14 protein-coding genes and 1 pseudogene are annotated in these 20,466 nt (G+C 48.6%); 3 read left to right on the top strand and 12 right to left on the bottom strand.

Annotation, left to right across the window (positions count from 1 at the left end; translation table 11 throughout):
* Positions 1-93: 93 nt before the first annotated feature.
* The 4 genes and pseudogenes from nagB to P401_RS0100425 all read right to left on the bottom strand — a co-directional run bounded on the left by nagB (position 94) and on the right by P401_RS0100425 (position 6,102).
* Positions 94-855 (bottom strand): glucosamine-6-phosphate deaminase, encoded by a 762-nt coding sequence (gene nagB, locus P401_RS0100440; RefSeq protein WP_029340764.1) that lies wholly within the window; start codon positions 853-855, stop codon positions 94-96.
* Positions 852-2,009 (bottom strand): N-acetylglucosamine-6-phosphate deacetylase, encoded by a 1,158-nt coding sequence (gene nagA / locus P401_RS0100435; protein WP_034785886.1) that lies wholly within the window; start codon positions 2,007-2,009, stop codon positions 852-854. The genes nagB and nagA overlap by 4 nt, the downstream gene beginning before the upstream one ends.
* 183 nt (positions 2,010-2,192) lie before the next feature.
* A pseudogene (gene mprF / locus P401_RS17395) lies at positions 2,193-4,726 on the bottom strand (bifunctional lysylphosphatidylglycerol flippase/synthetase MprF).
* Between the two features lie 20 nt (positions 4,727-4,746).
* The gene (locus tag P401_RS0100425) at positions 4,747-6,102 is read right to left on the bottom strand and encodes an MATE family efflux transporter (RefSeq protein ID WP_023467101.1); all 1,356 of its coding nucleotides are present in this window, start codon (positions 6,100-6,102) and stop codon (positions 4,747-4,749) included.
* A gap of 92 nt (positions 6,103-6,194) precedes the next feature.
* Between P401_RS0100425 and P401_RS0100420 the strand changes: the two genes are divergently transcribed.
* Positions 6,195-6,983: a CHAD domain-containing protein gene (locus P401_RS0100420; protein WP_029340762.1), complete on the top strand. Its 789-nt coding sequence runs from the start codon at positions 6,195-6,197 to the stop codon at positions 6,981-6,983.
* Here the strand turns inward: P401_RS0100420 and glsA are convergent.
* The 3 genes from glsA to P401_RS0100400 all read right to left on the bottom strand — a co-directional run bounded on the left by glsA (position 6,974) and on the right by P401_RS0100400 (position 11,475).
* Positions 6,974-7,906: a glutaminase A gene (gene glsA / locus P401_RS0100415; RefSeq protein WP_023467099.1), complete on the bottom strand. Its 933-nt coding sequence runs from the start codon at positions 7,904-7,906 to the stop codon at positions 6,974-6,976. The two genes, P401_RS0100420 and glsA, sit on opposite strands and share 10 nt — an antisense overlap.
* Positions 7,907-8,034: 128 nt before the next feature.
* Positions 8,035-10,611, bottom strand: a complete 2,577-nt coding sequence (gene clpB / locus P401_RS0100405; RefSeq protein WP_029340761.1) for an ATP-dependent chaperone ClpB — start codon at positions 10,609-10,611, stop codon at positions 8,035-8,037.
* Between the two features lie 6 nt (positions 10,612-10,617).
* On the bottom strand, positions 10,618-11,475 hold the full coding sequence (locus P401_RS0100400) for a DnaJ C-terminal domain-containing protein (RefSeq protein WP_029340760.1): 858 nt from the start codon (positions 11,473-11,475) through the stop codon (positions 10,618-10,620).
* 195 nt (positions 11,476-11,670) lie between these two features.
* On the opposite strand from P401_RS0100400, the gene P401_RS0100395 reads away from it, so the two are divergent.
* Positions 11,671-11,865 carry a YwbE family protein gene (locus P401_RS0100395; RefSeq protein WP_029340759.1) on the top strand — a complete coding sequence of 65 codons (195 nt, stop codon included), beginning with the start codon at positions 11,671-11,673 and terminating at the stop codon, positions 11,863-11,865.
* 55 nt (positions 11,866-11,920) lie between these two features.
* On the opposite strand, the gene P401_RS0100390 is transcribed toward P401_RS0100395, so the two are convergent.
* From P401_RS0100390 to P401_RS0100375, 3 genes are all read right to left on the bottom strand, one after another.
* The gene (locus P401_RS0100390; RefSeq protein ID WP_029340758.1) at positions 11,921-13,096 is read right to left on the bottom strand and encodes a M20 metallopeptidase family protein; all 1,176 of its coding nucleotides are present in this window, start codon (positions 13,094-13,096) and stop codon (positions 11,921-11,923) included.
* Between the two features lie 13 nt (positions 13,097-13,109).
* Positions 13,110-13,964, bottom strand: a complete 855-nt coding sequence (locus P401_RS0100385) for a MurR/RpiR family transcriptional regulator (protein ID WP_029340757.1) — start codon at positions 13,962-13,964, stop codon at positions 13,110-13,112.
* Positions 13,965-14,235: 271 nt separating this feature from the next.
* Positions 14,236-15,414 carry a CamS family sex pheromone protein gene (locus P401_RS0100375; RefSeq protein ID WP_029340755.1) on the bottom strand — a complete coding sequence of 393 codons (1,179 nt, stop codon included), beginning with the start codon at positions 15,412-15,414 and terminating at the stop codon, positions 14,236-14,238.
* Between the two features lie 134 nt (positions 15,415-15,548).
* Between P401_RS0100375 and P401_RS0100370 the strand changes: the two genes are divergently transcribed.
* Positions 15,549-16,130 carry a class D sortase gene (locus P401_RS0100370; RefSeq protein WP_023467085.1) on the top strand — a complete coding sequence of 194 codons (582 nt, stop codon included), beginning with the start codon at positions 15,549-15,551 and terminating at the stop codon, positions 16,128-16,130.
* A 72-nt stretch (positions 16,131-16,202) separates the two neighbouring features.
* Here the strand turns inward: P401_RS0100370 and ligA are convergent, their stop codons facing one another.
* Both ligA and pcrA read right to left on the bottom strand, forming a co-directional pair.
* On the bottom strand, positions 16,203-18,197 hold the full coding sequence (ligA, locus tag P401_RS0100365; RefSeq protein ID WP_029340754.1) for an NAD-dependent DNA ligase LigA: 1,995 nt from the start codon (positions 18,195-18,197) through the stop codon (positions 16,203-16,205).
* A gap of 14 nt (positions 18,198-18,211) precedes the next feature.
* Entirely contained in the window at positions 18,212-20,437 is a 2,226-nt protein-coding gene (pcrA, locus tag P401_RS0100360; RefSeq protein ID WP_029340753.1) for a DNA helicase PcrA, read from the bottom strand.
* Between the last annotated feature and the right edge of the window lie 29 nt (positions 20,438-20,466).

Raw genomic sequence — 20,466 nt, 5'->3', positions numbered from 1 at the left:
ATCGCTTGAGACTAGGCTCAACAGAATCAAAAAAAGGAATAGAGTCAATCCAATGATTGTCTCTATCCCTTTTGATTCATCGCTCTTCCATCGTCATACTTTCATGAAATTCAGATAAGCCGCTCGTCCTGTACGTTTAGCGTCATCTGACAATAAAGATGCAGCTTCTTCGTCCAAGATCACCATGACATCAGCATGACGCTTGAGTACAGTCGCTGGACAATCCGTTGTTGCGACACCTTCCATCATGTCGCGAACCGCTTCTGCCTTTCGTTCACTAGAAGCAACGAGAAGGATTTTCTTCGCTTCCATGATCGTACCGATTCCCATCGTGATCGCCTTCGTCGGTACTTCTTCTAATCGATCAAAGAATCGTTGGTTCGCTTCTCGTGTCGACTCTGTCAATTCCGTTACGTGTGTCTTAGCATCGAACGGTGTACCTGGTTCATTGAAGGCGATGTGTCCATTCGCTCCGATTCCAAGTAATTGAATGTCGATTCCTCGATTGCGGACGAGCGCTTCATATCGTTCACTTTCGCGCACGGGATCTTCTGTGTCCCCGATTGGAACGAATGATTCCTTAAACGCGACATCTTTGAATAGATGCTCTTGCATGAACGTATGATAACTTTGTAGATGCTCTGGGCTGAGACCGACATATTCGTCTAGATTAACCGTCGTCACATGTCGACAATCGAGCGAATCCTTCCGCCATTCTTCATAGACGCCGACCGGTGAACTTCCCGTTGCCAGTCCTACCGTCAAACCTTCCGGGTGACGCTCAATTTCCTGTTTCAAAAATTGATAGGCCACCTGTGCTAATTCTTCTCCTTTTTCTACGATCATCCATTTCATGAGGTAGACTCCTTTCCGTTCGTGATCCGGTGTCGCGTACCACGATGAATCGTTTCTTGAATGTGTAGCGCTTCGTCGAGCAGGACGATGTCCGCATCCTTGCCGACCGAGAGGCTTCCCTTTTGAGTCAATTGAAGTTCTTTGGCCGCATTGACCGATGTCATGCGGACCGCTTCTTCGAGCGAACAGCCTGTATAGGCGATGATATTCCGTAAGGCGGTGTCCATCGTTAAGACACTTCCAGCTAAGCTACCGTTTTCAAGACGTGCCGCACCGTCTCGAACGAATACAGCCTGACCACCTAACTCATATTCACCATCAGCTAATCCTTTTGCACGCATCGCATCCGTGATGACGATCAGTCGATCTGCGCCTTTCATTCGGTAGGCGAAGTCGACCATTTCTGGCGCACTGTGAATCCCATCCGGAATGATCTCCGCATAGACGTCTGGTGTCAGGAGGCAATATCCGACCGTGCCTGGTTCCCGGTGATGAAGTGCCCGCATTTGATTGTAGAGGTGGGTACCATGCGTGACGTGACCGGCTTGGTTTTGGGCATACGTCGCGTCTGTATGTCCGGCTGACGGAATCGCACCCGTCAAGCGCACCGCTTCTTCGAACGCCCGTGCTCCCGGGCGTTCCGGAGCGTATGTGACGAGCTTGATCGTGTTCCCTGCTGCTTTTTGCCATTTCAAGAACTGCTCGACATCCGGTTCGACGATATGTTCGTGAGGCTGTGCACCCGCATAATCCGGATTGATGAATGGTCCTTCAAGATGAACGCCGACGATCGTTGTATCGTCTTGCGCTACGACCTCTCGGACCGTCTCAAGCGCGCGTGTGATATTTCCCCAGTCCTGAGTAATCGTCGTCGCTAAAAATGATGTCACACCTTCTTGTAACATCTGTCGGCTGAAATGACGCAACCTCTCGACATCTCCATCCATGACATCGACATCATATCCCCCATGAATATGCACATCGATCATTCCCGGAATGAGTGATTGATGCTGCGCATCGATCATCTCTTCTCCTGCGATTTCCTCGAATTTCGACATGGGTCCAATCGCCTCGATTGTTCGGTCAAAACGAATGAAGCCGTCTTCAATCGTCTGCTCTCCCGTGTAAATCCGAGCATTGATGATCACTGTCATCTGGCATCTTCCTTTCTCTATCCGTTCCATGACTTGCTTCCGTATCTAGTATAACGCGATTAATTCTAGTTGTATAGACCTTTGTACATTTAAACGAAATTATAAAAGGACGATCCCGCATATCCGTAGATATAGGGTCGCCCTTTGTATACCCGTCGATTGCCGACTTCATGCGTCAGTCGATCATGGTAATAAAATCCGGTCTTTCTTTCGAGAAATCAGACGCGTTGCTTTTAAGATTGCCATCGGTAACGATTGACGCTTTCGGTAAGCAAGATATCGTCCTTCCCATTTTGGATCGTACTTTTCTTTGTATCGTCGTAGACCGGTGAAACTATACATGTAGCGAATATTATTGAAGACATCCGCTGCCACACGTTCTTGCCAGAAGGACGTCTCGTCCTCTCCGACAGACGAAAGCGGAGCCATTCCCATGTTGAACGTGTGGTAGCCTTCATCTTTCGCATACTCGAATAGTCGGATGAACATCGCATCCATGATTCCATTCGGTCCATCTGGTCGAAAACGCATCAAGTCAATCGATAGGACCCCTTCTTGGTAAGCAGGCATGAATGTCATGAACCCGATCAATCGTCCTTCCGCTTCACGCATGATGCCAATCGGCGCTCGATTTAAATAAGGTTCGTGGAAGTAACCGAGCGAAAAGCCTTTCTCGGACTTACCGCCTAACCATTCGTCGGAGACCTCTTGTAGTTCTGCTAATAGAGTTCCTGAAATAGGTGGCTCGACTACTTCGAACGTCATGCCCTCTCGTTCAAAGCGATTTTTAATTGACCGAAGTCCAGCTCGTTTTTTCCTGATACAGTGAAAGATGGAATATCAACGATCGCTTCTTCACCAAGTTTGAAGAAGTTGAAGCCAAAATCATGATAGAGAGACATATTTTGCGCTTGAATTTGATAGATGTTCGGAATATATCCAAGATCTTCGACGCGACGCAAGAAAGACGCGATGACTTGTGAATGTTCCTTCGGATCTCCACTGGGGTCGCCAAGGACCATGATCCGATTGCCGGTCTGACTGAACTGGATGAATGAACGTCCTGTTTCGGAGAAGAAGAAACGTTTATCACCTAGAAATGCGAGATGGCTTAAATAATTCCCACCCTGCTCACGCAACACCAACTCGATCTTTTCAGCATCGAATCGCTCACCGAGAACCGGTTGATTGAATGTATTGAATAAGCGGATGAAGACGAGAACATACACGAGCGCAAAGATAGAGGCACTCGCTGCAAACATGAAAATTTCATGTGCCGGATACACTTTTGTTCCGTCTGCTGATCCGAGTGTATAGAAGGCGTATCCAAAAAAGACGAATCCTCCAATGTACAATAGACCAGCGAAGGCAACCCGGATGAACCGTGTCGTCGTAATGAGCGTTCGTTCTCGGTGAAATGCTTTTCGCGACATCAGTAGCAAGACGAGGACGATGATGACGGCAAGGAAGGAAATCAAGTTAAAACCACGAAGTGCCATTCCAATCAACGCGAAAAAAGATGCCCCGTACATCATATATAACGACCGTTTTGTTCGACGATACAGTGCTGTCGATAAGAGGACGAACAATAAGCCGCCCATCAAGAAGAAACTATTCGCGAGTAACAGCGCTTCATGCGGTAATTTCGATTCCAAATATTCATATTGCGTCGAGACAGGTGGTAAAATCGCCAATCCCCAGATCGTGATCCCGGCAACGAGTGTGATCAATGCGAGTGTGAAATGACGAATTTTACTGAGGAATCGCAGTTGTAAGCGCCAAATGACGCCCCCGACCTCCATCGATGGACCAACGATCGGTTTGTCTTCGATCATCTTGACGACCGGACCGCTGAACTCCCGAGCTGAGAAAATGACACCGATCAGGAACGGAATCAAGTAGTAGACAAGACGGTAGATCAATAATCCTGTCAAAACGATGCCTTCCTCGACACCGGCACGCTGCATGCCGATCAAAAACACTAAGTCAAACGAACCAAACCCACCCGGTACCATCGAGATCAAACCGTCTGTCGCAGCGATGATGAAAACACCGATGACTTTTGAGAAACTGACATCCGTTCCGAGCGCTGCCAAGATCAGATAGACGACAACGCCAGCACTGAACCATTCTGCGAGTGAGACGAGTGAATATAACGCAATCGATTTCGGATGGATGCTACTATTGCCTCGTCGAAACGAGAACAGCAGATAGAGTGGGAAGAAGAATGCGACACCAATGATGACGGGCCACAGCCATTTTTTTAAATCGAGTACTTCGAACGCCGGAAAAACGTGTAGAAGCGATAAGGCAGATAAGATGGACAATCCACTGATCAACGTCGGTGCCATCCAGCCGATCGCCTTCAACAAACGACCGCCTTCAACGAATGGTCGATAAAGAGCGGATCGGATCGCCATCCCAGCGAGACCACCGAATCCGATGATGCCGTTAAAGGAGTTCGCAATCCAGGATGCTCGAAAAATCAGACCGATTGGTGCTTTCGCCTTCAATGAACGTAATAAGAAGAAATCATAAAAGAACATCGTCGAGACTGCCGCAAGACCTGCGAGAATCAACAGGATGAATTGCCAAGATGGGACTTGACGAATCGCTTGAATCGACTCTTGTAGCGACAAACTACGCAATTCGTTTTGTCCTTGATAAAAAATGAATCCAATCAAGACGATCGGCAAGATGATCTTCGCAATCGTCATGATGCGTTGTTTTGAGAATTTCAAGCTGCCAGCCTCCTTGATTTACGGATTAAATGCATAAGACGAACAAGCAGTAGCGTTGCTCCGACCGCAAGACCGATGATCAATCCCCACCAGTAACCATCTGGTCCGAGTGTCGTATAGCGTTCGAGATAAAAACCTAATGGTAGTCCAATGACCCAGTAGGCAGCAATCGTCAACAAGAAGGTGACGTTGACATCCTTGAATCCACGTAATGCACCTTGCGTCGGTGCAGCAACTGCATCCGACAGTTGAAAGAAAATCGCTAAAATCATGAAGTGTGCGGCTGCTTCGATGACTTGAGGATCACGACTATATAAAGCGGCAAGTTCTTCATTCTTTAAGTACAACAAGATCCCGGAGAACAAGGAGACGGCAACACACATCGTCAATCCAATGACGACGTACTGGACAGCGTCCTTGATTCGTTTGGCACCGACCTCAAAACCGACTGTGATCGTCAAAGCGGACGCAGCAGATAATGGGATCATATAGACGAACGAAGCGAAGTTGATGGCCGCTTGATAGGCACCGATGATGACATCGCCGTACGCTCCGAGCAGCAACGTGACCGCCGAGAAAATACTGACTTCAGAAAAAATCGCTAGACCAATCGGAGCACCGAGTAGAATCAATTCCTTGATTCGCTTCATATCTGGACGGTAAAAGCGCCGCAGAATCCCAAGGCGTTGAAATAATTCTCCTTTGAAGACGACAGCGATGATCGCTAGACAGAGAATCCAGTAGGTGATGGCAGTCGCAACTCCCGCGCCCACTCCACCAAGTTCCGGAAAACCGAAGTTTCCGAAGATGAATAGATAATTGAAAAGGACGTTAATGGGTAAAGAGATTAGTAGTAAGACCATCGTGATATTTGATTTACCTAATGAATCGACGAGTGTTCGTAAAACGAAGAAAACGAACATCGGTACGATCCCAAGTGCTAACATCACGAGATAATTTCGCGCGACTTCACGCGCCTCTGCTGATAACTCCATCCGTTCGAGAATCGGATTGACAGCAATAAGTCCGATGACTACGGTCAAACCAATGATCACGACAGCAACGTACAACGCCTGCATGACAATCCGTTTGACTTCCCGCTCGCGTTTCGCTCCCATCGCTTGGGAAACGAGCGGTGCGACGGCAAGTAGAATACCGGTCAGTCCTGTGTAAACGGGTGCCCAGAGACTTGCTCCGACACCGACTCCTGCTAAATCAGCAGAGCCGTATCGACCGGCCATGACCGTATCGAAAAAACTAATTAAGTAAAACGCGACTTGCGTTACGAGGATGGGAAAGAAAATTTTCATGAATTGCTTCATCTTTCCTGAGAACGTAACTGTTTCTAACATGTTTCCACCACATTTCAGGAGGAGTCCTCCTTAATTTTAAAACCTAGCACTCTTGAACTCTTACGAAAATAATCCGAGGAGGGATTCATCTCATGAACCATCGAGATACTGAAAAGCTGACTTTCGAACTGCTTGAGACATGGTCTACCTTCAATCATTATGCCAAAGAGGCTCAAACGTTTGAAAATCCGGAAGATGTCCATCAAGCGCGGATTCGGTTACGGAAACTGATCACATTCGCCCGATTGGTCGATTTAACGGAGGAACCCGTTTATTTGATTTGGAAGCGACTGATGCATGCTTTCGGCGAAGTCCGTGACCTCGACGTACAACTCGAAGCAACCTCAAACAAAACAGAAATCGATCAGTTGTTCGCGAACCATGTCGCTCTGCAACTTCAAGGGAAACGTTCGACTTTAATCGAGACGATGCACCTCTTGATCTCAAATGAACTGGATCGATCCGTTCGTCGCTTTTTAGCCGGTCCGATGACAAAGCGCCTCAAGCGGATGTCAGAAAAAGAGCTGATTCACGCCGCCGAGAAACGCTATGAAAAAAAACGTGAACAATTTGAAAAAGTGCAACGAAAGGATGGAACGAAGCGTGTCGAACGGATGCATGAATTACGGCTTGCTACAAAAGCATACCGTTATACGGTCGAGTACCTTCGTCCCTACACGCATCAACCGAAGTCTGCTGTTGATCGCCTAAAGACAACCCAGACACGACTCGGACACATCAATGATACGTATCAGCGATTAGAAAGATGGCGCTCTTTCGAGGTTCCATCTGCTTATCAAGAAGAGCGTTTACGTCAGATCAAGCGTTTAGAGGACGAACTACGTTCTGCGCTTGATCAGATTGAAATCGCTCATGGATGACGTTGAACGAGTAATTCCAGCATCTTTGTTCCGGCAATCGAATTCCCTTTTGCGTCAAGCGATGGTCCAAAGACACCGATTCCGAGATCAGCCATATCGAAATCACTTCGACCACAAGCAACGACTGCACCGGAAACACCACTTTTTCCTGGTAGCCCGACTTGGACCGAAAATTCTCCAGATGCATCGTACATGCCACACGTCGTCATGATCGCTCGAATGATTCGTGCGTTCCGACGTGAAATGACTTGGCGTCCTGATGGTGTTTTTCCAGATGTACTCAAAATTTTTCCCATCATGGCAAGTCCTTTACAGTTCGTCAAAATCGCACACTGCTTCGTGTAGACGTCGATGATCTCTTCGACATTTCCTTCGATGACACCGTGATAGCGCATGAAGTACAACAATGCACGGTTTAAATCCGTCGTTTCGAATTCTGATTCAGCAACATCTGCGTCATATTTTACCATTTCTACTTCAATATCCAATAGTTTTGCGATGAATTGACGCAATTGAAGTAATTTATCGGCAGCATCTGTTCCCGGTAACATGCTCGTCACGGCTAGTGCTCCTGCATTGATCATTGGATTAAGCGGTTTTGTTGGAATCGTCTCTTCAAGTTTTGCGATCGAATTGAACGCATCGCCCGTCGGTTCCATCCCGACTTTTGAAAAGACATAGTCTTCTCCGAATGTCTCGAGGACGAATGCGAGCGTGATGATCTTCGATACACTCTGTAGTGTAAACATCGTATCCGCATCACCTGCCGAAACGAACGTCCCGTCGGCATTACAGACGGCGATTCCGAGTTGTGTCGGATCAACCTTCGCAAGTTCTGGGATGTAACTGGCGACTTGTCCAAGCACCGTATACGGACGGCATTCTTCAATCAACTCCTCGAGTTGGGCTTGTGTAACATTCATGGCGTTCCCTCTTTCTCTTTTTTTTCTAGCTTATCACGCATCTAACGGATACGGATATGGTTCTTCCGTAAACGCTAAAAGGAGTCGACTCGTTTCAGCCGAGTCGACTCCTTTTTCTAGCATCTGCTTCATCCGTGGACGACGAGTTCACCGTCTTCTACGTCAATCGAAATCCGAGCACCATCTTGAATCGCCCCACTGATTAAGGCACGGGCAAGTTTCGTCTCAATCGTTCGTTGCATATAACGATTGATTGGACGGGCGCCGTATTGTGGTTCAAATGCTTCTTCGAAAATCAACGTCTTCGCAGCATTCGTGACATCAATCGTAATGCCGCGTCCAGATAAACGTGAGCTCATTTTCTCGACCGCTTTGTCAATGATTCGTTCGATTTCCGTCCGGTGGAGTGGATGGAATAAAATCGTATCATCAATCCGATTCAAGAACTCCGGTCGGAAGTGACGTTTCAGTTCTTGGCGAACGGCTTCCTCTTCCGCTGCATCGATGACACCATCTTTAGCGGCTTCAAGCAGGATCGGTGCCCCGATGTTTGACGTCATGATGACGATCGTGTTCTTGAAGTCGACGACACGTCCTTGTGCGTCTGTTAATCGACCATCGTCGAGCAACTGAAGCAAAATATTAAAGACGTCCCCGTGCGCTTTTTCGATCTCATCGAACAACAGCACCGAATACGGGCTCCGTCGGACGGCTTCCGTCAATTGACCGCCTTCTTCATAACCGACATATCCCGGAGGCGCACCAACAAGACGGGAGACATTGTGTTTTTCCATATACTCCGACATATCGATGCGGACGATATGATCTTCACTATCGAACATCGCTGCCGCTAAAGCTTTTGCAAGTTCTGTCTTCCCGACTCCTGTCGGACCGAGGAATAAGAACGAGCCGATTGGGCGGTTCGGATCCTTGATGCCTGCGCGCGCTCGAATGACAGCGTCCGCGACGAGACGGACTGCTTCGTCTTGACCGAAGACGCGCTCATGGAGTGTATCCTCGAGATAGAGTAATTTTTCGCGTTCACCCTGCGCAAGCCGTGTCACCGGAATGCCGGTCCATTTCGAAACGATATCGGATATCTCTTCTTCCGTCACCGCTTCTCGAACGAGTTCGTGTGAGACGTGTTCAGATGACTCTTCCGCAACTTTCAGACGTGCCTCAAGATCCGGAATTTGACCGTACTTGATTTCCGATGCTCGGTTCAAATCATAGCGCCCTTCCGCTTCTTGTAACGCCAGTTTTGCCTTCTCAAGATCCGCACGTAACTGCTGGACACTTTGCGAACTCTCTTTTTCCCGTTCCCATCGCGTCCGCAACGCACTCTCGTCTTCTCGAACAGAGCTGAGCTCTTGCTGTAAGACGGCAAGTCGTTTCCGAGATGCTTCATCCGTTTCTTTCTTTAATGCCGCTTCCTCGATTTCGAGCTGCATGACCCGACGAACGAGTGAATCGAGTTCAGCTGGCATCGACTCCATATCGGTCCGAATCATTGCACATGCTTCATCAACGAGATCGATCGCCTTATCCGGCATGAACCGATCCGTAATATACCGATCGGATAACATCGCCGCCGCAACGAGCGCATTATCATGAATCCGTACACCGTGGTGAATCTCGAATCGTTCTTTTAATCCACGCAGAATGGAAATCGTATCCTCGACATCCGGTTCCGCGACAAGGACTTGTTGGAAGCGACGTTCGAGCGCTGGATCTTTCTCGATATACTTCCGGTACTCGTCAAGCGTCGTCGCCCCGATACAGTGCAGTTCTCCTCGCGCAAGCATCGGCTTGAGCATGTTTCCGGCATCCATTGCACCGTCTGTCTTCCCGGCACCAACGATCGTATGCAACTCATCGATGAATAAGAGAATCTGACCTTCGGCTTCCTTGACTTCATTCAAGACCGCCTGCAGGCGCTCTTCGAACTCACCCCGATATTTCGCACCAGCGACGAGCGCACTCATATCTAAACTGAACAACTGCTTGTTCTTCAGACTCTCTGGTACATCCCCACGGACGATCCGTTGCGCGAGTCCTTCAACGATTGCCGTTTTCCCGACGCCGGGTTCTCCGATCAAGACGGGATTATTTTTTGTCTTCCGACTCAAAATCCGGATGACACGTCGAATCTCATCATCACGACCGATGACCGGGTCCGTTTTCCCAGACCGGAAATCCGCTACAAGATCACGTCCATATTTTTTTAGTACATCGAACGTCTCTTCAGGATTTTTCGTCGTGACCTTCCGATTGCCTCGCATACTGACGATTGCTTCCCGGAGTGTCTCTTCCGTAATGCCTTGACGACGTAAATATTGAGCTGCTGGACTTGATTGTTTGATCAATGCCAACAATAAGTGTTCGACGGAGACGTAGTCATCCTGCATGAGACGCGCTTCCGTCTCTGCTTCCGTTAATACGTTCAGCAACGAGCCACCGATCCGAGGCGTCGTCGCCTGTGACAAGGCCGGAAGTTTACTAATTGCCTCGTCAATCGCTCCATTCAATGTCTCAATCCGTTGATTCAGCTTTTCAAAAATGACCCGTGCAATTCCCTCTTCTTGCGCAAGTAAGGCAAGTAACAAATGCCACTCTGTGATTTCACTATGACGACGTTGTTTCGCGATCGCTTGGGCAGAGACAATTCCCTCGTGTGCCCGATCCGTTAAACGTTCAAAATCCATCCTTGATCACTCCTTCACTGCAAGTTGACGTTCCCACTCTTCATAAAAGGCACGGTCCATCTCAGGTAACTTGACTTCAAGTTGGACAAGTAACGCTCCCCGATGGCCATTCGCTTGACTGAGACCACGATTCGGAATCCGGAGTCGTGCTCCTGGTTTCGTGCCCGGTTTGACTTTCAGTTTGATTCGTTTCCCTTCAAGCGTATCCGCGACGACTTCGCCTCCGAGCACAAGCGTCGTCGGATGAACACGGACGGTGGAGATGACGTCCTGGTCGACGCGTCGGAACTGATCATCATCCTTCAGATGAATCGTCACGTAAACATCTCCCGCGACACCTTGTCGGTTACGCATCGAACTTTTTCCACGTAAGCGGACTTTTTTACCGTCATAGACGTCTTTCGGTAGCGTCAATTGAATTGATCCGGTCGCGAGACGCACCGTGACTTTTTCGTTCGTACTGAGGTGTCCGAGCGGTACCGTCAATTCAAGCTCTTCATCGGTCGACGCCTCTTCTTGACTAAAGAACGAACCGAACATATCTTCAAATCCGAACGATTGTCCAGGTCGTGTCCGTCCACCACCTCCGAACTGTCGGAACAAATCTTCATAATCTCCAGCGCCACCAGCTCCAGCACCTGCCATCTGATCGAAGTTACTGCCATATCGATCGTACTTCGCTCGTTTTTCCTCATCCCCAAGCACATCGAACGCTTCTTGGATATCCTTGAAACGCTGGTCCGCACTCGCCTCTTTATTGACGTCTGGGTGATACTGCTTCGCCAATTTGCGGTACGCGCGCTTAATATCTTGATTCGATGCATCCTTCGTGACACCGAGTGTTTGATAGTAGTCTTTTGCCATTCGAATTCACTTCCTTTTCCTATACTTCATTACCTTAATTATAAAAGTCGTCTTCTAATTGGTCAAATATAGTCAAACTTTTTTCTGACATTCTGTTCTCTTTTCACTTTACGTCCTTGCGACAAACAAGTTTCACTGACTGAACCATGTTATACTGATAGCCAAACAGGAAATGAACGATTGGAGGATTTACAGATGGATGGTAAAACACGTAAAAATATTACGCCTGGTCTAAAAGTCAGCATCGTGCTGAAGCAAGATCAACGAACTGGTAAACGAACAGAAGGAATCGTTAAAGACCTTCTCACGAAATCGCCGCAACATCCGCACGGGATCAAAGTGCGTTTAGAAGACGGACAAGTCGGTCGTGTTCAAGAAATTTTAGATTAAGAAGACAACAATCGCTCGCCCTGATTCCTTTTCGGAGTCACGACGAGCGATTTTTTTATGCTTCAATAGCTTGTTCTAAATACCGCCACGTTGCTTCAACTAGAATACGTGCTGCATCGAGCATCGCCGGCTCCTTAAAATCAAACTGCGGATGATGATGCGGTGGATACGAAGCATCTCCCGCTCCTGTAAAGAAGAACGCGCCAGGTACGTGTTGCAGATAATAAGCAAAATCCTCGCCACCCATCGTCGGTTCAATCTCAAATACATGCTCGTCTCCTAGAACTTCTCGTGCGACAGATTCAATCAATGCGGTGGGTGCAGCATGGTTGATGACAGCCGGATAGCCTTTTTCGTATGTAAAGTGATACGTTGCTCCGACTGCTTCACAGATTCCTTTGATCGTTCGCTCCATCCGCTCGATGATATCGTCCGCTGCCGCTTCATCAAACGTCCGGACCGTTCCTGTCAACGTCGCTTGATCCGCGATGACATTAAACGTATTCCCCGCATGTAATGTTCCGACAGTCACGACTGCCGGCTCCAGTGGATTGAGTTGACGACTGACGATCGATTGCAATTCCTTAACGATCGTTGCCCCGAGTAAGACAGCATCAATCGTCTCATGTGGTTTCGCACCGTGTCCGCCTTTTCCATATAAGGTCAGCTCGAACTTATCAGCCGCTGCCATGATCGGACCAGTCCGAACACCGACGCGTCCTAGATCAATCGTTGACCAAAGATGCGTTCCGAAGATGACATCGACTCCTTCGAGACAACCGTCCGCAATCATATCGCGTGCACCACCCGGAACAACTTCTTCCGCATGTTGATGAATCAAGACGACATTCCCTGGTAACGATTCCCGCTGTTGTATGAGCGTCTCTGCGACGGCCAGCAACGTCGCCGTATGACCATCGTGGCCGCATGCATGCATCACACCCGGAACTGTCGACCGATACGCGACCTCTTTGGCGTCAGCAATCGGCAAGGCATCAAAGTCGGCGCGTAACGCGACGGTCTTCCCCGGTTTTCCTCCACGAATATACCCGACGACACCACGTCCGCCGACTCCGGTCCTGACTTCGATTCCAAGCGCTTTTAAATGTTGCGCGATGTAACGCGGGGTCTCGACTTCGTGAAACGACAACTCTGGATGTTGATGTAAATAGCGACGGCGCTCGACCATTTCTGGATACAACGCGTCTAGTCCGGCAGTTCGTTCTGACATATATGTATCCCCCTTATTTCTTTTGATGCAATGTCTTAACGCTTTCTCGTGTGTATTGGAGACGTTCGAGTGTGTCTTCATAATGTCCCGCAGCATACGATAAGAACAAGACATCGATCGCAAATAGTTGGGCGAGACGCGAACTGAGTGCCGCACTACGAAGCGGCGCTTCCGGTGCGCGTGATGTCCAAAGCGCGATATCCGCGAGTTGGCTGATGCGGTTGTCCCCGAAACGTGTCAGACTGATGACCTTTAGTCCTTGGATTTTCGCCAAACGGATCAATTCGACGACCTCTTCCGTTTCTCCGCTGTAGGAAATCGCAAAAAAGACATCTTCTGGGCGTGCGTTCGCTAAGATTGTCGCAAGTAAGTGCTGGTCCGTTTCTTGAATCGCCAGTTTCCCGACACGCGTCCATTTTTGAGCAGCGTCTTCAGCTACGACATGTGATGCTCCAATCCCGTAAAAATAAATCGCGCGTGCTTGATCAATCACATCAATCGCATCCGCAATCCGTTCATCATTCAACTGTTTCGCAGTATCCTGTAACGCTTGAATGCTGTTACTAAGCGTTTTTTCAATCAAGTCGACGGGACGTTCATCTTTTTCGATATCGTGATACCCTTTTAAATCCGTCCGTGCTGTATCGGCAGAAATGCGCATTCGCAACTCCGGGTATCCTTTTAGTCCAAGCGCGCGACAGAAGCGGACGACTGCAGCGGCACTTGTATCTGATTCCTCTGCAAGTTGGTGGATCGTCATCCGCGCAATTTGGTTCATATGCGTCAAGACATAGTCTGCGACTTTTCGTGAGGACGATGGTAGTTCCTCTCGAACTGCACCGATTTGTGAATAGATACCGCCTTTCATCTACATCTCTCCTTTATCCTCTTCTTCTTAAAAGAACTGACGATTCATCACTTACCGCGTCGTTCCTGTGTGTAGAACTGTTCTTCTTTCATTATGCTCTCTCCTACTGGCTTTCGTAAATCTAAAAAATGGGAAAGTGAAACAAAATACCATTCTTCTTCCATACCCTTCCTTTCTGATTCATATGCTTCTCTCTTCCAGCGTCCGTTATACAAAAAAAGCGACATTCCGTCCATTGGAGGAATGTCGCTTCATAAAGTGAATGGAGAAATCAGCGAATCTTGACGATCGGTTTCTTTGTATCCGGATCGAGGAATAGCATCGCTTCCGTATCCCCGTTCAAGTTCGTCACAGTAATCGTCGTTGGAATGTTTCGATTATACTCCCAACGATTCTCAAGCAGATACGTCACGTACTGAACGAATGCAACGAGTTCTGCTTTTCCGTAAAATTGAACGGGAATCTTCATCTCGAGCTTTTTCAGTTCATCTTCTTGATAGAAGCCTTCCCCTATCATACCGGTGTAGTTCGGGAAGTAGTCTTCTAGACGGTCTTTAAATAAATCGAACTTCGCTGCATCATCACGCACGTCATTCGTCGCGCGTGCTGACGGATAGTAGTAATAGCGCTCATTGTAGTTTTTCCAGTCGTTCGCACTGATTTGATTCCCGCGACCGATGAAGGCAGACGAGAGATAGTGACCAGAAACCGGTGACCCTTCTTTTTCCTGGAGATAGAGGGCGACGTGAATCGGTGTCGTCTTCATCCCTTGCGTCTTCCGCATCTTCTTGACTAAATCGTTCGCCATCCGCTTGCCTTCAGCAACGACTTTCTTTTCATCAAGTTTAACGGTATAAGTAGGTCCATAGTTTTCATCTTGGAATACATACTCACTATTTAAGACAAGCGCAATCGACGTACCACCGAGTTCAAGCTTCTTATCTTCTTCAAGCATGTAGTCTTGCTCTAAGATATGCGATAGAATCATAGGTGACTTTTGGTTTTTTTCTTTATACGACTTACCAGACGTATAGGCTGGGTTCAGACCTTCAGGATCGCTGACGCCATCGCCTGCTTTTCCTTTTCGCAACAACCATTTTGCGATTTGGTCGGCTTCGAGTAACTGACCTTCTTGGTAATAGTATTTTTCCGGATCAAAAAACTGTGTCGAGTGACGCATTAAACCCGTCTCGATTTCATCGAGCTCAAGACGTGAACTGACACGTTTTTGTGTCATTCCACGTGCGACGCTTGGACGAAATGGCAAGACCGTCCGGTAGTACGAATCTGTCGTATCAATGGCTGGACTGACGACGGCCTGGACTTCCTTACCTTGTTCACTTTCAGTAATGACTTCTTTTGTATCGCTACTTGGCGAAAGGTCGAACGAACAAGCACCTAAAAATAACGTGCTCGATAACGTCAACGCTACTGCTGTTTTATAGTTCATCTCTATTTGCACCCCATGTTTTTAAATCGTTCTCTTTATCATAACAGAATCGTTTTCCATCGGGGAAGGACAAGTTTTCCCCTGATTTTCAAAAAAGATGATACGCCTTAGCGTATCCGAAAGGACTTTTTCTTATGACACGTCGTAAATTCATCGGTCTGCTTTTTTTACTGGCAGGCATCGCCCTTATTGCCTGGCCCTTCATCAGTGACTATCAGCGTGAACAAGAGGCAGCCAATTTAAAGGAACAATGGACGAAAAGTCTAAAGACTGTCGATGCGAAAGAGACTAAACAACCGCTCGCGAAATCAGGTGTTGGACTGCTCTCGATTCCAAGCATTGATTTCGAGCAAGTCATCTTAGAAGGCTCGACGACAGCAGTCCTCGACCGAAGTATCGGTCATATTCCAGAAACCGGATCACCCGGGAAAGGCAATTATGCGCTCGCCGGACACCGCAGTTTCACGGAAGGGCTTCACTTCAATCGTCTACCTGACGTCAAAAAAGGTGATACCGTCGTCGTCACAACAAAAACGCATCGGTATACGTACCGCATCACATCCAGTCGTCTTGTCACACCGACGACATTGTCCGTCCTCGACCAATCTGTCGCTTCTCCAACCATCACATTAATCACATGTGATCCTCCGGAAACGGCAACGAATCGTCTCATCAAACAAGGTACTTTGATTCGGAGCGAGACGATTGCTTCGTGAGAAAGATGAACATGAATAAAGGAAGGCGGAATTCCGCCTTCCTTTTTATTTGATCGTTCTCATTTATTCTTCTCACGCTTCGTGTTTAGCTAGTTCTTCTAACAGACGCGCTTCATCCCAAATTTCGATACCAAGCGATTCCGCTTTCGTCAGTTTAGAGCCCGCCTTTTCCCCTGCGACAAGTACGTCCGTCTTTTTACTGACGCTTCCTGTCACATCGGCACCAAGTGCTTCGAGTCGTTTACCGGCCTCTGACCGTTTTAAACTCTCGAGCGTTCCCGTCAAGACAATCGTTTTGCCCCCGAGTGGTGCATTCGTCTGATCAACCCGTTCACCAAGGAAACGTTGATTGACGCCAAGTTGTTCCAAATCACGAATCAATGCCTGTGCTTCCGGATGTTCGAAGTACTTCACGATTGAATCTGCGATTTTCCCACCGATGCCGTCAATCGCGACGATTTCGTCGTAGCTCGCTGCTGCAATCCCCGCTAACGAATCAAAACGTTCCGCTAAGAGATATGCCGCTTTTTGACCAACGAGTCGGATTCCGAGACCAAACAACAGACGCTCGACCGAGTTCTGTTTCGAGGCTTCGATCGCTGCAAGCAATTTATCAACGGACGTCTCACCCATCCGGTCGAACGTCAACAACTCCTCACGATCGAGTCGATATAAATCGGCAATCGTCCGGATCGCTTCATGGTCATACAATTGACGGACGACTTTTTCACCGAGACCATCGATGTTCATCGCCTGACGTGAAACAAAGTGAATGATGCCTTCCATCAATTGCGCTGGGCATTCCGGACTGACACAGCGGATGTCGACTTCACCTTCGAGACGGACAAGTTCCGACTGACAAGCCGGACAATGCGTTGGGAAGACGATTGGTGTCTCTTCCCCTGTCCGTTCTGCCGTGACAACTTGTACGACTGCCGGGATGACATCGCCCGCTTTTTTAATGATGACCGAGTCCTGAAGGCGAATATCTTTTTCAGCGATGAAGTCGGCGTTGTGCAGTGTCGCATACGTCACTGTCGATCCTGCAACGACAACCGGTGCAAAACGGGCACGCGGTGTGACTTTCCCGGTCCGACCGACACTGAAATCAACGTCTTCGACTGTCGTCATGACTTCTTCCGCCGCGAACTTATAGGCTGTCGCGAAGCGAGGACTTTTTGCTGTGAAGCCGAGCTCTTCCTGATCATCATACCGATCGACTTTCAAGACGATTCCGTCGATCTCATATGGCAGGCTCGCGCGTGCTTCCGTCCAATGTGCGATGTAGGCAAGAATCTCTTCCACCGTCTCACACGTCTGCATATGTTGATTGGTCGGTAACCCAAGTGAAGCGAGTTGTGCCATTGCTTCGCTATGTGAACGGGCCGTCAACGTATTGACGCCGACGCCATACACGAATAACGACAGATTGCGCGACGCCGTGATCGAGGAATCGAGCTGACGCAGACTACCTGCTGCCACGTTACGCGGATTTGCGAACAATGTCTCTTCTCGGCTAGCCCGATCTTCATTCAAGCGTTCGAACGATTGTTTCGGCATGTAAGCCTCACCGCGGACTTCGACCGTCTCTTCTGCCTGCAAACGCAGCGGTAACGCTTTGATCGTCCGTAGGTTCTGCGTGATGTTCTCACCGACTGTTCCATCGCCACGCGTTGCCCCACGAACGAATCGACCGTCTTCGTATTTCAGCGAGATGGCAAGTCCATCGAATTTCAGTTCGGCGACATACGTCGTCGAACGTCCGAGCGACCGCTCAATCCGAGCAACCCATTCGCGAATTTCTGTCTCATCAAAGACGTTTCCGAGCGACAGCATCGGTAAATCATGCGTCACCTTCTCGAACGCTTCGAGCGGTGCTGCGCCGACCCGTTGCGTCGGCGAATCCGGTGTGATCAGTTCTGGATGCTCTGTTTCTAACTCCGTCAGTTCACGAAGCAATTGATCGTACGTCGCATCCGGTACCGTTGGTTGATCCAGTACGTAGTATTCGTAGCTGTATCGGTTCAATGTTTGACGAATCTCATCTATACGCTGGCTTGCGTCCATCTGTGGACCTCCCGTCATACCTTTTTAATCGGTGCGAATTTCGCGAGCAATCGTTTGATTCCGACTGCTGGGAATGCGATATCGATTTCAAGATTATCCCCTTCACCACGAGTCTGGACGACTGTACCGAGTCCCCATTTCCCGTGCTCTGCCTTATCTCCGACCGACCAACCGAGCGTTTCCGCACCTGACGTCTTCATCGCTGTCGGTTTGCTGATCGAGCGACCGATGACGGCTTTGCCTTGCGGAACAGGGCGGTCTTCCCATGGAAGTGGCTTCGCTTTTTTACCAGTCCGCTCGATGACGACTTCCGGCAGCTCCGCTAGGAACCGTGATTCTTGGTTCGCATTCGTCCGACCATAAAGCGAGCGCATCCGCGCATGTGACAAGTAAAGGCGTTTCTCAGCACGTGTGATCCCGACATACGCGAGGCGACGTTCTTCTTCCATCTCGTCTTCATCCTGAAGCGAGCGGCTATGTGGGAACAAGCCTTCCTCCATCCCAATCAAGAAGACGACTGGGAACTCGAGTCCTTTTGCTGAGTGGAGCGTCATCAACGTGACTTGTTCTTCCGGATCCGTCTCGTCGAGTGAATCGACATCGGCAACGAGTGTCAAATCGGTCAAGAAGGCGATGATCGTCCGGTCTTCCGGATCGGCTTTCGCGGTCTCCTTCTCGAAGTTTTGCGCAACGGTAATAAACTCATTGATGTTCTCGAGACGACTTTGCGCTTCAAGCGTCTTATCTTCCTTCAGTACTTGACGATAACCCGATTTCTCGAGCACTTCTTCGACCAGTTCCGAAAGGCTGATGAATTCTTGCATTTGACTGAGTCCGAGAATCATCGTCCGGAAATCTGTCAATTTCGCTGCTGTCTTTGGTGCGATACTCGACAATTCGATATCGCGGATTGCTTCCATCAGCGAAACGCCTTGTAAGTCAGCGAAATCACGCAGCTTATCAATCGTTGTTGCGCCGATGCCACGTTTTGGTTCGTTGACAATCCGTGCGAAGGACAGATCTTCGTCCGGATTCGAGATTAAACGAAGATAAGCGAGCACGTCCTTGATTTCTTTACGATCGTAGAACTTCGTACCGCCGATCATTTTGTAAGGAACGTTCGACTTAAGAAGCGTTTCCTCAATCGCACGCGATTGTGCGTTCGTCCGGTACAGAATCGCGATATCGTTCAGTTTCATCCCGTAACGAAGCGAGTTCCGAATTTCCTGGACGATATAAAAGGCTTCTTCCCGCTCATTCTCTGCCGTATGGACGATCAGCTTCTCGCCTTCGTCATTATCTGTCCAAAGTTTCTTGTCTTTACGGGTCGAGTTGTTTTGGATGACATGGTTGGCCGCTTCCAAGATCCGTTTCGAAGAACGATAGTTTTGCTCGAGTAAGATGACAGCGGCATTCGGATAGTCCTCTTCGAACGAGAGGATGTTCGCGATATCAGCACCACGCCAGCGATAGATCGACTGATCCGAGTCCCCAACGACACAGAGATTCTGATGTCCCGATGCTAACAGGTTAACGAGATCATACTGGGCTTTGTTCGTATCTTGATACTCATCGACATGGATGTAGCGGAACTTCTTCTGATAGTAGGCAAGGACATCCGGACTCTTCTTGAACAATTCCGTCGTTTTTCCGATCAAATCATCAAAGTCGAGCGCGTTGTTTCGGCGTAAGACCGCTTCGTATCCTTTATAGATTTCAGCAACGGTCTTCTCATACGGGCTCGTCACGATCGAAGCGTAAAATTCAGCACTGCGTAATTCATTTTTCTGTGACGAGATGATCGTCAGCATCGAACGTGGATCCCATTTTTTCGGATCCAAGTTTTGTTCCTTCAAGACGAGCTTGATCGCCGATTGCTGATCACTTGAATCAAGAATCGTGAAGTTACGATCGTACCCAAGCTGATCGATGTCACGACGTAACATCCGGACACACATCGAGTGGAAGGTCGAGACCCAAATATCGTTCGCGACGCCACCGACCAACCGACCAATCCGGTCCCGCATTTCCCGCGCTGCCTTGTTCGTGAAGGTAATCGCGAGGATGTTCCACGGTGCGACTTGTTTAGCCGCCATCAAATAAGCGACCCGATGTGTCAGGACGCGTGTCTTCCCGGAACCGGCTCCTGCCATGATTAGCAGTGGACCGTCCGTATGTTTGACTGCTCTCGCTTGCTCAGGGTTTAGTCCACTGACGAGCTGTTCACTCAAATTAAACATATCAATAGCCTCATTTCTTATATTCCGAA

Source organism: Exiguobacterium acetylicum DSM 20416 (assembly GCF_000702605.1).
In the GTDB taxonomy this organism is placed as follows: domain Bacteria; phylum Bacillota; class Bacilli; order Exiguobacteriales; family Exiguobacteriaceae; genus Exiguobacterium_A; species Exiguobacterium_A acetylicum.
The sequence above is the reverse complement of the archived record's forward strand: the minus strand, read 5'-3'. Positions and strand labels throughout refer to the sequence as shown.

Excerpts from the sequence above, each read along its gene's own strand:
- glsA (WP_023467099.1), bottom strand. The coding sequence starts at position 7,906 with ATGAATGTTACACAAGCCCAACTCGAGGAGTTGATTGAAGAATGCCGT.
- nagB (WP_029340764.1), bottom strand. The coding sequence starts at position 855 with ATGAAATGGATGATCGTAGAAAAAGGAGAAGAATTAGCACAGGTGGCC.
- nagA (WP_034785886.1), bottom strand. The coding sequence starts at position 2,009 with ATGACAGTGATCATCAATGCTCGGATTTACACGGGAGAGCAGACGATT.
- P401_RS0100400 (WP_029340760.1), bottom strand. The coding sequence starts at position 11,475 with ATGGCAAAAGACTACTATCAAACACTCGGTGTCACGAAGGATGCATCG.
- ligA (WP_029340754.1), bottom strand. The coding sequence starts at position 18,197 with ATGGACGCAAGCCAGCGTATAGATGAGATTCGTCAAACATTGAACCGA.
- P401_RS0100425 (WP_023467101.1), bottom strand. The coding sequence starts at position 6,102 with ATGTTAGAAACAGTTACGTTCTCAGGAAAGATGAAGCAATTCATGAAA.
- P401_RS0100420 (WP_029340762.1), top strand. The coding sequence starts at position 6,195 with ATGAACCATCGAGATACTGAAAAGCTGACTTTCGAACTGCTTGAGACA.
- pcrA (WP_029340753.1), bottom strand. The coding sequence starts at position 20,437 with ATGTTTAATTTGAGTGAACAGCTCGTCAGTGGACTAAACCCTGAGCAA.
- P401_RS0100370 (WP_023467085.1), top strand. The coding sequence starts at position 15,549 with ATGACACGTCGTAAATTCATCGGTCTGCTTTTTTTACTGGCAGGCATC.
- P401_RS0100385 (WP_029340757.1), bottom strand. The coding sequence starts at position 13,964 with ATGAAAGGCGGTATCTATTCACAAATCGGTGCAGTTCGAGAGGAACTA.
- P401_RS0100375 (WP_029340755.1), bottom strand. The coding sequence starts at position 15,414 with ATGAACTATAAAACAGCAGTAGCGTTGACGTTATCGAGCACGTTATTT.
- P401_RS0100390 (WP_029340758.1), bottom strand. The coding sequence starts at position 13,096 with ATGTCAGAACGAACTGCCGGACTAGACGCGTTGTATCCAGAAATGGTC.
- P401_RS0100395 (WP_029340759.1), top strand. The coding sequence starts at position 11,671 with ATGGATGGTAAAACACGTAAAAATATTACGCCTGGTCTAAAAGTCAGC.
- clpB (WP_029340761.1), bottom strand. The coding sequence starts at position 10,611 with ATGGATTTTGAACGTTTAACGGATCGGGCACACGAGGGAATTGTCTCT.